Genomic DNA, 12,810 nt, shown 5'->3' on the forward strand with positions numbered 1-12,810 from the left:
TTCATACCTCCTTTCTGCCCGGAATGTAATCTTCAAAGCGGGGAACAGCATAGAAAAGCCGCTTGTTGTTTACCCACCGTTGCAAATGGCGGGTAACAGGCGGGGCGGTTGGACGCTCGTAAATCATCACATACGGGTCAAAGCCCATAGCCCGCAAGGTGTTCACGCGGTATAAATCCTGTTCGTGAGTGCTGCCGTAGTTGGTAAGAACATACACGCGCCGCTGGCGGCTGCTCTTAATGGCGGTCAAATCCAAAAAACGTTGGAAATACCCGGTCAAGTCCTCGTCGGGATTATCCCATGCAAAATGTACCGCTTTTATCCGCACCCGATTTAACAGGCTGACATTATCCCTGCTCACAAGGCGAATATCCAGCCCTTGCGAAAAATCCACCCATGCGCGGCTCTGCATAAGCTGCTCAATGAGATTTTCATGGTCGGGACAGGCAAGCAGATTAGCGTCCATGATTTTTATTTCCGGCTGCCATTTCCAAAACTCGGACAAATCCGCAACCTTGACGCTTTTGCGCCCCTCTTTACCGCTGACAATGCAAAACCCGCAATTTCTCGGACAACCCCGGCTTAAAAAGCCGTAGGCAATCCCGAAAAACTGCGGGTAGATAGAATAATCCGGGTAACTGTGTTCCACTTCCGGCGGCAAGCGGTTTTTCGTGTCGTAGCCCGTACCGCCGAAAATAACTTGTTCCGCGTTGGTAACGGTTATCGTGTCTTTGGAATAGGTGTCCGTAAAGACGCGGCTTTTATATACAAGGTCGTACCGCCCCTTTGCGTTCCACCATTCCACCGTATGCCCCTTTGCTTTATGATACGCGGATAGCTTCATCAAGCAGAGGTTGGGGAAATTATGGCTGTCAACGTCGATTAAACCGATTTTCAAATCATAACTCACCCCCTTAATGTGCCGAAAAGACGCTCTTTGCAAGGCTTCCCGTTTTGAAAAGCGTAAAGCACAAGAGGACGGTATAGCCCATGCAAGCCCAGATCGCGCCGGAAATGTCGTCGGTCGCTGCGATTGTTTGTATCAACACCGCATAAATGCCGACACACACCAAGATCAGAAACGCCTGAAAACCAAGCGCAAGCAAAGATTTTAAGTAATTCTGTCCCATGCTGCCCCATTCGTGATTTACCATTGTTGCCATAGGGATAGGGGCAACGCTCGTTACAAGATATATTTCAATCATGCGCCCATACACCACAAGCATAATGCAGATTGACAGGGCTTTCATGGTAAGCCCTACAAAGAGGGATTGAAACCATAACCCCAAAAGACCGCCCACGCTCATAGCGTCCAGCTTTGCTTCTATGTCGGTGATAACGGTTGCAATATCTATGCTTGTGTCGGATAGGATAACGCCCGCGCTGTCGTTGACGACGCTCTGCGTAACGTCGAAAACACCCATGACGATGTTCCAAGTATTTGTTACCAGCAGCACCGCAACAAAGGTTTTGAAAATCCATTTGAAAAATATCCAAGTGTCGAGATCGTGCAGATTGTTTTTTTCAATTACAAGCTGGATTAGTTCATAACACATGACAAAGGTAATGATAACGCCCGCAATCGGCACAATGACGTTTTCCGAAAGGCTGCGTATCATGTTGAATATGCCCGCGTTCCACCCGGCGGGGGTCGTGCCGACTTGTGTTGCGATTTCTCCAACCTCTGTATTTACGCTGTCAAACAAGCCGGAAAGGTTTGATAAAATCCCGTCTGTCAAAATGCCGCGAAACCAATCTTCAATCATCTGCCATATCAAAAGTTAATCCCTCCTTTCCCGCGCCCTCCCGTTTCCGAGAGGGCGCGGCGGGTGGTATTTGTTTTAGGCATTATCCAAAAAGTTGAGAAAGCAGGGGAACAAGGGTGCCGCCGATCAAAGCGACGCCGCCGCCCGCCATGAGCTGTTTTATCCCCAATTAGGTGTAAAATTCTGCTCGATGGCGGGCGGCGGCGTACAAAAATCTATATGGTGTTTTTAAGAGAACCATCCAGGCGGGACAGGTCAGGCAGTGACCTGTTCCACCTCCGGGATGGGTTTGAGATTAAAATGAATTTCGATAGAAATGTGTCTTGTTTTATCTTCGTCAATGCGCTCATGCACGACGATTTCTTTGATTAAGCGGTTAAGGGTGGCTGCATCCAGCTCTGTGATGTTGGCGTATTCCTGAATGGCTTCCACCCATTGTTTTGCATCATTGGCAAGCTGGACTTCATCGGACAGCCGCTTTCTGCCCTCGGACACTTTTGTTTTAAGCTCCGTCTGCTCGGTCTGCGTCTTTTCCAGCATGGTGTTGAAGTTCTGCTCACTGATACGCCCTGCAATCATATCCTCATAAAGCCGCATTACCATTTTGTCCAGAACCTCAATCCGTTCCTCGTCCCTTGTAAGGGAGCGTTCCATTGCTTCCCGCTGTTCCCGCTGCTCGGCTTCACAGGTATTGGTCAGGCGGTCGGCAACCGCTTCTCCGTCCATCAGGGCAGCTCTGGCACATTCCCGGATTTTCCGCAGCACATGACTGTAAAGGGTGTCATAATCAATCCGGTGCTGGGTGCAGTGGTTCTTTCCAAAGGCATTGTAGGTCTTGCAGGAGTAAATCCGCTGGGGATGTTTTGCGTTTGTGTAGCGTATCGTCAGCGACTTCCCACACTCGCCGCATTTTATCAGTCCGGCAAACAGGCTGATTTCATTGGTCTGCCCCGGACGCTGGCGGGATTTCAGCTTGTTCTGCACAATATCAAAGCTCATGCGGTCAATCAGCGGTTCGTGCTGTCCCTCAACCACAACCCAGTCCTCCGGTTTCTTTTCCCCAATCGTGCCGATTTTGAAGCGGTAGTCTTTTTTCTGGGAAGCAATCGCCCCGGTGTAGACGGGATTCATCAAAAGGTCTTTGATAACGGAGAAGTCCCACATATACCGCCCGTTTTCCGGGTCTTTCTTTTCCCATTTGGTGCGGGTATTGCGAAGCCCCCGTTCCCGGTTCCACCATGTGGGGCAGGGGATTTTTTCTTCCTCCAGCCGTCTGCGGATATAGTTCGGACCATGACCGTTTAGGGCATATCCGAAAATCAGCCGCACAATCGGGGCGGTTTCCTCGTCAATGAGCAGATGGTTTTTGTCCTCCGGGTCTTTCCGATACCCAAACGGGGCAAGACACCCGGTAAACTGTCCTTTCTGCGCTTTCAGAAGATAAGAGGAATGGACTTTCTTGGAAATATCCTTGCTGTACATCTCGTTCAGGATATTCTTGAACGGGGCAATGTCGTTGTTATCCCGTAAGGTGTCGATACCGTCATTCATGGCGATATAGCGCACCCCGTTTCTTGGGAAAAAGTCCTCAATCAAATGCCCGGTTTGCAGATAGTTACGCCCCAGTCGGCTGAGGTCTTTCGTGATAACAAGGTTGATTTGCCTGCGCTCAATGGATCTCAACATTCTCTGTAAATCAGGACGCTCCATATTAAGACCTGTGAAGCCATCGTCCTGATAGACTGCCACAACCTCCCATCCCTGCTTTTCGCAGTATTTTTCCAGCATATCACGCTGGTTTGCGATACTGGCACTTTCGCCTTGCAGGTCATCGTCCTTTGACAGTCTGCAATAGACCGCTGCACGATAGCCCCCGGCAAGTGCCGAACCGATTGTTCTGTATTCCATTTCGTTCATCATAGCCATTTACCCACACAATCCAGACGGTATCCGGCTCTTTTGAACCTCATCTTCATTATACTTCAATTCTTTCTTTTTAGCAAGATATTCTTTTGTATTTGTCTTGCCGTATTTCTGGGAAATCAGGCTGACGAACACATCGGTGGCGTCCAGCTCCCCGTCAAATACAGTGGTCACATGAATCTCTGTTTTGTTTTTTGCCATAGGCAGTTATCCTCCATACATGAAAATAGCCAGACAGAGGGTGTCGGCAACGAAGTCCGGCAACGGGCTTCAAAAGACCTTGCAAACAATCTCAATCTGGCGGTGGTTACTATTTATACTTTTCTTTTATTTTTCTGTTGTTTTGGTTGTCATAGGGGAGAAAAGCCCGCAGTTATGGGTTTTTCCCCGGCAACCGGCTCGGCAACGGGATAGCAACGAAGTCGGCAACGGGCTGTCATTTTCAGAATGGAAGCTCCATCTGCTCCGTGACCTCCACAAAACCGTCCATAGATTTTTCGGGCGGGTTGTCGGTGTCCGTTGCCGGGATTTCACGCTCCCAGCCCTTTTGTCTGCCATATTCCGCAAACATTCTTGGATTGGAAAAGTAGTTCCACCCGGTAATGCACTGGTTCATTATCTCGTTGATTTCCCGGATTTCCCATTGCTTCGGCTCGTCAAAGGTGTGATTTAAGGCTTCCTTGTAGAGCTGCTTGGAACAGACCGTTTCCCCGGTGTACTTATCAAGGTAAGCCTGTATCATCCCGGCTTTGGTGTCCTCCGGCATAAAATCCCGCTGGTGTTCTTTGAGATACCGCTGCATGGTGGGGCTGAAAGCCAGCTTGAACCTGCCGCTTCGGTAAATCTCCATCGCTTCTGCCCACATCTGCTCGATATAGGCTCTGGAAGCAGCTTCGTCCTCCAAAATGTGAACCTCGGCTTGCTCCGGGTACACCATGACGGGGATAAAGCGGCGGTTGCCGGAACGGTCAAGGGGCAGGAAGTCAAGGGCATTGGAAGTGCCGCCAAACACGCACTGACGGGGGCGGTCTGCCGGGTGGGTTTCATAGGGTATCTTGTAAACTTCTTTCTGCCGGCTTAAAAATGACTTGATTTCCTCAATGCTCTTGGCGTTGGCGGTTGCCATCATTTCCGACATTTCGATAATCCAGTGACCTTGCAGCTTACGGTACACATTGTCATCGTCCAGCTTCCGCAAATCATCGGAGAACCACTCGTCCCGGACTGCCAGCAGACGGAAGAAGGTGGACTTGCCAGCCCCCTGACCTCCAACCAGACAGAGCATGATTTCAAACTTGCACCCCGGCTGAAAGGCTCGTGAGACTGCACCCAGCAGGAACAGCTTCAACGCTTCATAGGTGTAATCGTCTGCGTCAGCCCCCAGAAAGTGCCGCAGGCAGAAGCGGATTCGCTCTGTACCGTCCCACACAAGTGTATTGAGGTAGTCCCTGATGGGGTGGTACTTGTTTTCATTCGCCACAATCCCGATGGCGTTATCAATCTTTTTCTCATTGGTAAGCCCGTAGGTTTCTTCCAGATAGAGAAGCAGATATTTCATGTCCGTATCGTTTAAGGCGGTGCTGTCCCTGTGGAAGCCGATGGGCTTTATGATGTCCTTGCGGTCGGTCAGGATGTTGTATGCGATAGCCCCGGAAAGCAGCGGGTCACGCTGGAATACGGTCAGGCAGTTCCGTATGCTCTGACGGACACCGCCTTTCTCGGTGGTTTCCAGCCCCGCCTTGATTTCCTCAATGCTCTGGGGCGGTTGCATGGCGTTCATGGTGTTTTTTAGTTCTTGCTGCGTCTGCGGCTGCAAGCTCTGCCATTCGCTGTTCAAGCTGTATCACATCCTTTCCGTAGTCCGTAATCAAAGCCGCTTTTTCCTCTGTTTCCCCGAACAGTAGCACATCCAGCAGATATTCCACTTGGGCTTGCTTCTGTAAGGCTTCCACAAACTGGGGATGAAAGGCTTCCTCCGGGGAGTGCGGGGCATATTCCTTTCTCCATGCTCGGAGTAAGTGGAGATAATCGGCAAGAATACGGAAACATCGGTTCTTTGCCTCCTGAAACTGTTCCTCCGGGGATTTCTGCCGGGGCTTGGGCTTTTTTACCTTTCCCGGCGGCTTCCAGTCCTCATAGGAAAGCCCAAAGTCCTGTGCCAGTTGTACGGCGGCTTCTTTCTTTCCCAGCCCATACAGGGCGGCGATAAAATCAATCACATCCCCATCTGCACCGCAGCCGAAGCAGTGGTAACGCTGATCCAGCTTCATGCTTGGGGTCTTATCGTTATGGAACGGGCAGCAAGCCATCCCGTTTCGACCTACATGGATTCCATAATGCTCCGCAGCCTGTCTTGTTGTAACGGACTGCTTCACAGCTTCAAATACATTCAAATCTATCCCTCCTTGAAAAAAAGAAAAGCACCTGACATTCTCTGATTGAAAATGGCAAGTGCCTGTTAAAGTTCCATATCCTGTTGTTTGTGTTTTGTCTGTGCCGGGACAGTTCTTTGTGCTTTTTTCTCGTCAGCCTTATCCTGCAAGACTTCTTTGATAGGCTGTTTCTTGGGCAGCTCTTTGCTTTCCTCTGTGCCGGGGGTGGCTTTCCGTACCCAGTAGCGGATGTCCCGCAGCTTCTTCAAATCAGCCTGTACCTCGGTCAGCGGTACTTTCAGCTCTGCGATTTCGCTAAGAAGCGTTTCCTGCTCCTGTTGCAGTTCCTTTTTCGTTTTATCCTTATCGTCCGGGTGCTTGGCAAGGTAGGCGGCGGCTTTCTCATACCGGGCAACCTCCGGGTGTTCCTGTTTGAACGCTTCCTTTGTTTTCTTGAAAAATATCTTCTGGTACTTTTCATAGACGGGCTTACATTCCTTGCAGTCTGTCCGGCTGGCAAGAAGCCTGTCAATCACTTTACTGCGGGCTTCCTTTGGCTTCATCTGATTGCGGTAATCTGCGGCTGATTTCCCGGAAGATTCCAGAAACGCTTCTAAGTCCTCCACAGTGGAAAGCCCCTTTTGCCGGAGATAGGACAGGGCTTCGCTGACTGCCTTTAAGTCCTGTGAAGTCCCCCGGTTCTGTCCAGCCCTCGTCCAGTCCTTCCGTTCTTCCTTTCGTATCTCCATGTACTTCATCAGCAGATTGGGAAGAAGTGTCGCTTCCTCCGCCGCTTTTTGTGCAAGCAGCTCTTTCCGTTTTTCTCCCAGCTCGGTAATCCAGCCTTTGAGGTTTTGGATAAGCTGCCGGATGGACTTCATCAGGCGGTTGGCGGCTCTGATTTCCCGGTTCAGGTTGCCGATATTCGTCTGGATACCACGCTTTTCCATCTGCCGGACAGCAGCCCCCTCATGGACAGTGGGGACAATATCAAGCCCCTGTCTGGCATAGGAACGCAAGTCCACACGCTCCGGGCGGTCATTGGCTTCCAGATAGCGGTTCTGGATGACCTCCCATTCATGCCGCCAGATTTCACAATACTTCTGGTCGTTCCAATCCACCGTATCCTCCTTGTGGCTTTTCCACCTGCCGGATGGCAGCTTTATCCGTTCCCCTTTTTCATCAAGGTCATAAACCTTGCTGCTCTTGGGAAGCCATTTCCCATGTTCGTCCATTGCTCTCATAGTCAACAGGACATGGGCGTGGGGATTGTGTCCCGGCGGATAGGGGTCGTGGATGGCAAAGTCAACAATCATGCCTTTGGAAACAAACTGCTGTTCACAAAACTCCCGGACAAGGACAGCGTACTGGTCGGGCGGTATCTCTCTGGGGATGGTAAGCACCCACCGCCTTGCAAGCTGGGAATTCCATTGCTTCTCCACCGCTTCGGCGGCGTTCCATAAAGTATTGCGGTCTGCATACGACCGTGGGGCATTTGCCGGAAGCAAGATTTCATTGTGGACGATACCACGCTTTTCCGGGTAGTGCTTCACTTCCTGATCGTATCCACAGAACAGCTTTTCGCCGCTCTGGTAGGCAGCGGCGGCAACCGCAGACTGCTGTTGGCTTCGCTGCACAATCGAGATTTCGTTGTGTGGACAGGGCATTTCGTGTCCCTCCTTTCGGTAATTGGTGGATGGGGTGGTGTTTTACCACCTCATTTTGGGCAGAAAAAAAGCAGGAGACCTTTTCAGATTTCCTGCTCGGTGGTGCCGCCGGTGGGCGGCTGGTATTCAGTTTTGAAAGTTCGGGTCAGGGTGGCCCGATGATGAAATAAAATATCTGCATGAAGATTATTCAACTTCTTTTAGTAATTCTTCAACAGAAATACCGTAAAGTTTTGCAAGTGCAAAAAGATTTGATGTGGAAGGGTCGGATGTTCCATTTTCCCATTTTGAAACAGCCTGCCTGCTAACACCAATCGTTTCAGCAACAAATTCCTGCGTCATTTTGCACTGTGTTCTGTGTACTTTGAGTGCTTCACCCAACGATTTCCTCACTACGGATTTTTCCTGCCGTACATCTTTTGAATGGATATATTTGAGTAATGCACGAACAATAAGGGTAAGCAAACCAACAAAGATACATAAGAAAATTATTCCAACGATTATCATAAATACGGTTACTTTCATTTGACCACCTCCTAATGTTGCTGTTGGCTTCATTTCTCTGTACGGATATATTTAAGCAATGCACGAATAACAAGGATAAGCAAGCCGACAAAGATACATGAGAAAACTATTCCGACTACAATCATAATGATGTTTACTAACATTTGGATGACCTCCTTTCTTTGTTGGCTTTATTCTATCTGAATTACCGTGTTGCTACCACCAACTATCAAGCAATTATCAGTTGCATATCGGTTGCACAATGATAGCGTTCTGTTTTTTGACCTTATTATACTAAATTACCGTAGATAAGGATAGCTCGACTGATAAAACTTGCTGGACGGGAACAGCTTGCAGCGCAAGGTGTTTCCGGGCGGCAAGTCCACAAAAGGGTAGCTGGCGACAGCCAGCGCAGGGGAAGCGTAGCGTCCCCTGTATGATTTGGAGCAGACCATGACTGCGGAAAATCACAGCCCTCCGGCGAGGAGCCTTCGGAGAACGCAATGCACCAACCTTTGGGTGGTGTATAATTGCGCCCTTAGTAAACTAAGGGGTTTCTGGCTTCTTCCGTTCCAGCAGTTTTTTCAATAGTTCCTGCGTGTCCTGTCTGTGAAAAATGAGTTTCAACAACACCATGACATCATCATCTGTCAGGCGTTCCGGCTCTTGCAGAAAACTTTCCAGCATACCGCCACGAGTACAGAGCCGGTGCGTCCGTTCCTTTCGGGTAAGCTGCTTTAACTGGTGCTGCAATGCCTTTTCATCATTGATGGCTTTCCGCAGTTTCTTTTCGCTTTTCTCCAACTCCCGATTGAGTTTTTCCAGCTTTGAGGTATCAGGCAAGGGCAGCGTCCTCCTTTCCCGGTATCAGCACATAAATCCTGTTTGGTTCTCCAACGCCCTGACGCACCCGCATGATAAGTCCGGCGTTTTCCAGTTCATTCAGAGAACGCTTGACCGTCATAGAGCTGCGGGACAGGACTGCGGCAATGGCTGTGACAGGGAAGCAGACAAACAGGATTCCGTTCTCGTCCTCCTGCCCATTGGAGAGCATAGCGTCCAACATCCGGCAGTACATGACCTTTGCGGTGCTGCTGACCGGAAAGCCTGTCAACGCTCTGGGAAATGGCATACAGGGCGGCAATGGTGTGTCTATCGTCATAAATTCAAAATTCATTCGGTGTGTTCCTCCTTTTTCTTTGCTCGTTTGGATAAATAACGGGGGCAGTCAATCACAACCGCCCGGAAGCTCTGCTTGCACCCATGCTGGCATTTCCGGCACAATTCGTTGTAAGTGACACGCCCCCGGTCATTGAGGTAAAAGGAAAGCTCATGCTTCCTCTTTTTGCTCATTCTCGGCATATTGTGTTTCCTCCCGTTTTAGTGTATGGTTTCGGGGCGATTTTCGGCAAAATTACGGTCATAGAGCCGCCTAAAATCTCCCGAAGTATCAGCGATAGGGTAGACTATCCCCCTATCAGATTGTCGTGTTTCGGTATCATTTCGGTGTCAGTTCGCCAGTTCTCCCCGGTGTCGTTCCTCCCCTGAATCTCACAGCGGCGTATCGCTCCCTTTGGTATGCTCGTTTCGGTCAGGGTTCCTCCACATCCCTGCCAAAAGTCATGGCACTACATCGCCGGGGAAGCATATCCCACACAGGCTGGTCATTCGATTGGAATAATCCATCGATGAACTACCTGTATCATAGAACATTTTTGTGCCCTGTGCCGTATATCCACAAAGTAGGAATCAGGGGGAAAATCAGAAATTTCCACGATTGCGGAAAGTGTGATATAATCCAGTTAAACGGCAGAAATAAAACCACCGGAAAGGAGCGTGCGCCCATGAAAGTTGCAACAAGCATACAGGAACGCCTTTGGGAACTCCGCAAAGACAAAGGCTTAAATCTGGAAGAACTATCAAAGCTGACGGGCATTTCTAAATCAGCCCTTGGCAGTTATGAAAAAGAGGATTATAAGGAAATCAATCATGGCAACCTTATCACGCTGGCAGACTTCTATGGGGTTTCCGTCGATTATCTGCTGTGCCGGACAGAGAACAGGGAGCAGATCAACACGCCACTGACGGAGCTGCATTTGAACGATGAGATGGTGGCACTGCTGAAAAGCGGTCGGATTAACAACCGTCTGCTCTGCGAACTTGCCACCCATAAGGACTTTATCAAGTTTCTTGCGGACATTGAGATTTATGTGGACGGGATTGCCACCATGCAAATCCAAAATCTCAACTCCCTTGTTGATACCGTCCGGCATGAAATTATTGAACGGTATCGCCCCGGCGAAGATGACCCGCATTTGAAGGTGCTGCAAGCCGCACATATCAGTGATGATGAGTATTTCAGTCACATGGTTCTGGATGACCTCAACCTGATTATCCGGGATATTCGGGAATTCCACAAAAAGGACAGCGAGAGTGCGCCCCAAACTACCGTTGCCGATGAACTGAAAGAAAATCTGGAAGCGGTCGAAAATTTCAAGGGCAGTCGAGATGAAAAACTGGTTATCCTTTACTGCAAGCAGCTTGGTATCAACTATAAAAACCTGTCAGAAGAAGAATTTCGCTGGTTCATTCGTATTCTCAAAAAATCAAAGAAAATGGGAACGCCTATCAGCCAGAGGAAAAAACGGTAAAGGAAAACCGCTGTTGCATGGTTTGTTGGATTCCATGTAGCAGCGGTTTGTGCTGTGGTTATTATTTCATTCGTTTTCTTAATATTCGGCGATAATTTGTTTCTCCCTTTGGTGCGTCCTGTATAATTTCCAACACACCATCTTCAAGCATTTTATCAATGCGATTGGAAATCCATACATCACTAATTCCAAGTTGATATTTTCCTAAAACATTACCTATGACAATAGCCATTTTGAATTGCTCTGGCTGTTCCGCAATTTCACGAAGAATGAAACTATCATATATATCTTCTGAAACGCTTTGCAATTTACCATTTAACATTGCACGCAAAGGTGCATTTTCATTTTGAAGTTGATTCCATTTCATAGTACAAGCTGAAAGAAATACAGGATTAGCTTTCTCTTGTAGAGTTATATAGTTTCCCCATTCGCCAGGAGAGACCTCGCCCCATGCTATTTTGGATGTCATAGTATTTTCTTTTCCATATTCCCATGTAGGTAACTTAACCAAATAAATTGTTGTCTGGCAGTTTAATGGTTGAAGTTGTTTCATAAGCCAATACATACCACAAAGCTCATCTGGATTATAGCTATACCAAATGCGAATTTCTTCCCCAGCTACATATCGTTCAATCACTGAGGTCAATGTAGTTTTAATTTTCTGTATTTTTTCTTCAACCTGATAATCTAAATCCTCTACAAAGCAGACAGACAGCATTTTCTTGAAAATATTTTTCCGCTGTTCGCCAATTCCATTATCAGAAATATCTCCCACACTAAGAGCCATATCAAAACAATAAACATCACTGCTCTTGCCTCCCAATGGAATAGCATTCTCCCAAGCAATGCGTTCTTGTTCCTGTGCTTGAAGCTGTGCCTTTTTCATTTCATCTGAAGATGGAACACTCCCGTCTTCGTGCCTCATAAATATTGAAACAGCACTTCCTCTATACTTTCCCTTGCCGTAAGTTTGGGCAATTTTCAAACTTCCACAGGCACTTTCACCAAATACAATTTCAATCATCTTATATACCTCCGATTTAATTGCTCCCGTTATGAATAAATCATCTCATACAAAACAATTTCTTCTGCCCTGTTGTGAATGTTATTGCAACGCTGCACCCATTCCATTTGTCGGGTACACTTCAATTCCTCTGTCACGCCCTCGGTAGCTTTCATCTGCTCCATGATAGTGTCTAACCGTTTTTGTGCCTGTTCATTCAGGTCTGCAAGATATGTCAACAATTCTCCGGTCAGTATCAATGTATTCAATCTGGCTGGGTGGACTTCTCTTAAATATTCCCGGTGCATTCGTCCGTACTTTCCGATAGGGCGGTGTTCCTCCGGCAGTTTCAAGCCTGGAATGTAGTAATCTCCGACAAGGATATAATCAATTCCGTTTTCCGTTATTCTTGGTTTCAATTCGCTCATGTTCCTTACCTCCTGTGGAAGCAGGCTCGTCTGGTACTAACTCAATCACATCAGTAATCTCACAATTCAGAGTTTCACAGATACGGGCTAATGTATCCATGCTGATGTGCTTTCCCTCTTTGCTCATGTTGGCAATCATATTTGTTGTCATACCAGCAGCAAGCCTTAAATCCTCTTTTCTCATATCACGCTCTAACAGTGTGTGCCAGAGTGGTTTATAGCTGATGTGCATATTGTTTTCCTGCCTTTCTATCCATACCACCGGGGCGGTTGCCCCGGCAGGAACTTTTCTCTTATTATAACACCAATCTTGTGAAATCACAATTTATTCTTGTAGCCTGCCGCTGATACCGTCTGGATTGTGCATTCCCTTTCTTTTTGTTCCCTTTAATTAGCCATGAACTGCTTCATGCCCTGGCTCTTTGCTTATGTGTGATAAAGAAGCAATAGAAGTGCAAAAAATTTTGCCGTTCCTATCCGACACTTGGCCATTGTG

16 protein-coding genes and 2 pseudogenes are annotated in these 12,810 nt (G+C 48.1%); 2 read left to right on the forward strand and 16 right to left on the reverse strand.

Features of this window, described 5'->3' with window-relative positions; genetic code table 11:
• Position 1 precedes the first annotated feature (1 nt).
• The 8 genes and pseudogenes from B9O19_RS02825 to mobQ form a co-directional block, all read right to left on the reverse strand.
• Complete coding sequence (locus tag B9O19_RS02825) at positions 2–898, reverse strand: radical SAM protein (protein ID WP_172620950.1); 897 nt, start codon at positions 896–898, stop codon at positions 2–4.
• A gap of 16 nt (positions 899–914) precedes the next feature.
• Positions 915–1,778, reverse strand: coding sequence for a VirB6/TrbL-like conjugal transfer protein, CD1112 family (locus tag B9O19_RS02830; protein ID WP_243101708.1), 864 nt, complete (start codon positions 1,776–1,778; stop codon positions 915–917).
• Positions 1,779–1,848: 70 nt separating this feature from the next.
• Positions 1,849–1,932: pseudogene (locus tag B9O19_RS02835) on the reverse strand (Maff2 family mobile element protein); the annotation flags it as partial.
• 89 nt (positions 1,933–2,021) lie between these two features.
• Positions 2,022–3,692, reverse strand: a complete 1,671-nt coding sequence (locus B9O19_RS02840; protein ID WP_005335872.1) for a recombinase family protein — start codon at positions 3,690–3,692, stop codon at positions 2,022–2,024.
• Positions 3,693–3,890: a hypothetical protein gene (locus tag B9O19_RS02845; protein ID WP_002595102.1), complete on the reverse strand. Its 198-nt coding sequence runs from the start codon at positions 3,888–3,890 to the stop codon at positions 3,693–3,695. It abuts the gene before it with no gap.
• Between the two features lie 241 nt (positions 3,891–4,131).
• Entirely contained in the window at positions 4,132–5,469 is a 1,338-nt protein-coding gene (locus tag B9O19_RS02855; RefSeq protein WP_102365020.1) for a virulence-associated E family protein, read from the reverse strand.
• A complete protein-coding gene (locus tag B9O19_RS02860) occupies positions 5,438–6,082 on the reverse strand; it encodes a CHC2 zinc finger domain-containing protein (RefSeq protein WP_102365021.1) in 645 nt (214 codons plus the stop codon). The genes B9O19_RS02855 and B9O19_RS02860 overlap by 32 nt, the downstream gene beginning before the upstream one ends.
• A gap of 65 nt (positions 6,083–6,147) precedes the next feature.
• Positions 6,148–7,728 carry a MobQ family relaxase gene (gene mobQ, locus B9O19_RS02865; RefSeq protein WP_102365022.1) on the reverse strand — a complete coding sequence of 527 codons (1,581 nt, stop codon included), beginning with the start codon at positions 7,726–7,728 and terminating at the stop codon, positions 6,148–6,150.
• A gap of 29 nt (positions 7,729–7,757) precedes the next feature.
• On the opposite strand from mobQ, the gene B9O19_RS11805 reads away from it, so the two are divergent.
• Complete coding sequence (locus B9O19_RS11805; protein WP_169925263.1) at positions 7,758–7,898, forward strand: hypothetical protein; 141 nt, start codon at positions 7,758–7,760, stop codon at positions 7,896–7,898.
• Positions 7,899–7,914: 16 nt separating this feature from the next.
• On the opposite strand, the gene B9O19_RS02870 is transcribed toward B9O19_RS11805, so the two are convergent.
• The 4 genes from B9O19_RS02870 to B9O19_RS02885 all read right to left on the reverse strand — a co-directional run bounded on the left by B9O19_RS02870 (position 7,915) and on the right by B9O19_RS02885 (position 9,594).
• Positions 7,915–8,253: a helix-turn-helix domain-containing protein gene (locus B9O19_RS02870; protein ID WP_003509323.1), complete on the reverse strand. Its 339-nt coding sequence runs from the start codon at positions 8,251–8,253 to the stop codon at positions 7,915–7,917.
• A gap of 525 nt (positions 8,254–8,778) precedes the next feature.
• A complete protein-coding gene (locus B9O19_RS02875) occupies positions 8,779–9,075 on the reverse strand; it encodes a DUF3847 domain-containing protein (RefSeq protein WP_102365023.1) in 297 nt (98 codons plus the stop codon).
• Positions 9,068–9,409 carry a DeoR family transcriptional regulator gene (locus B9O19_RS02880; RefSeq protein WP_102365024.1) on the reverse strand — a complete coding sequence of 114 codons (342 nt, stop codon included), beginning with the start codon at positions 9,407–9,409 and terminating at the stop codon, positions 9,068–9,070. Before B9O19_RS02880 ends, B9O19_RS02875 begins: the two co-directional genes overlap by 8 nt.
• Entirely contained in the window at positions 9,406–9,594 is a 189-nt protein-coding gene (locus B9O19_RS02885; RefSeq protein ID WP_002304353.1) for a hypothetical protein, read from the reverse strand. The genes B9O19_RS02880 and B9O19_RS02885 overlap by 4 nt, the downstream gene beginning before the upstream one ends.
• Before the next feature lie 482 nt (positions 9,595–10,076).
• Between B9O19_RS02885 and B9O19_RS02895 the strand changes: the two genes are divergently transcribed.
• Positions 10,077–10,883 (forward strand): helix-turn-helix domain-containing protein, encoded by an 807-nt coding sequence (locus tag B9O19_RS02895; protein WP_008372835.1) that lies wholly within the window; start codon positions 10,077–10,079, stop codon positions 10,881–10,883.
• A gap of 61 nt (positions 10,884–10,944) precedes the next feature.
• Here the strand turns inward: B9O19_RS02895 and B9O19_RS02900 are convergent, their stop codons facing one another.
• The 4 genes and pseudogenes from B9O19_RS02900 to B9O19_RS12340 form a co-directional block, all read right to left on the reverse strand.
• Positions 10,945–11,907 carry a DUF3658 domain-containing protein gene (locus tag B9O19_RS02900; protein WP_005335911.1) on the reverse strand — a complete coding sequence of 321 codons (963 nt, stop codon included), beginning with the start codon at positions 11,905–11,907 and terminating at the stop codon, positions 10,945–10,947.
• Between the two features lie 29 nt (positions 11,908–11,936).
• Positions 11,937–12,314, reverse strand: coding sequence for a TnpV protein (locus tag B9O19_RS02905; protein ID WP_005335912.1), 378 nt, complete (start codon positions 12,312–12,314; stop codon positions 11,937–11,939).
• The gene (locus B9O19_RS02910) at positions 12,274–12,636 is read right to left on the reverse strand and encodes a helix-turn-helix domain-containing protein (protein WP_005335920.1); all 363 of its coding nucleotides are present in this window, start codon (positions 12,634–12,636) and stop codon (positions 12,274–12,276) included. The genes B9O19_RS02905 and B9O19_RS02910 overlap by 41 nt, the downstream gene beginning before the upstream one ends.
• 107 nt (positions 12,637–12,743) lie before the next feature.
• Positions 12,744–12,806 (reverse strand): annotated as a pseudogene (locus B9O19_RS12340) (Maff2 family mobile element protein); the annotation flags it as partial.
• Between the last annotated feature and the right edge of the window lie 4 nt (positions 12,807–12,810).

The sequence above is a fragment of the Monoglobus pectinilyticus genome, from assembly GCF_002874775.1.
Taxonomy (GTDB): Bacteria; Bacillota; Clostridia; order Monoglobales; family Monoglobaceae; genus Monoglobus; species Monoglobus pectinilyticus.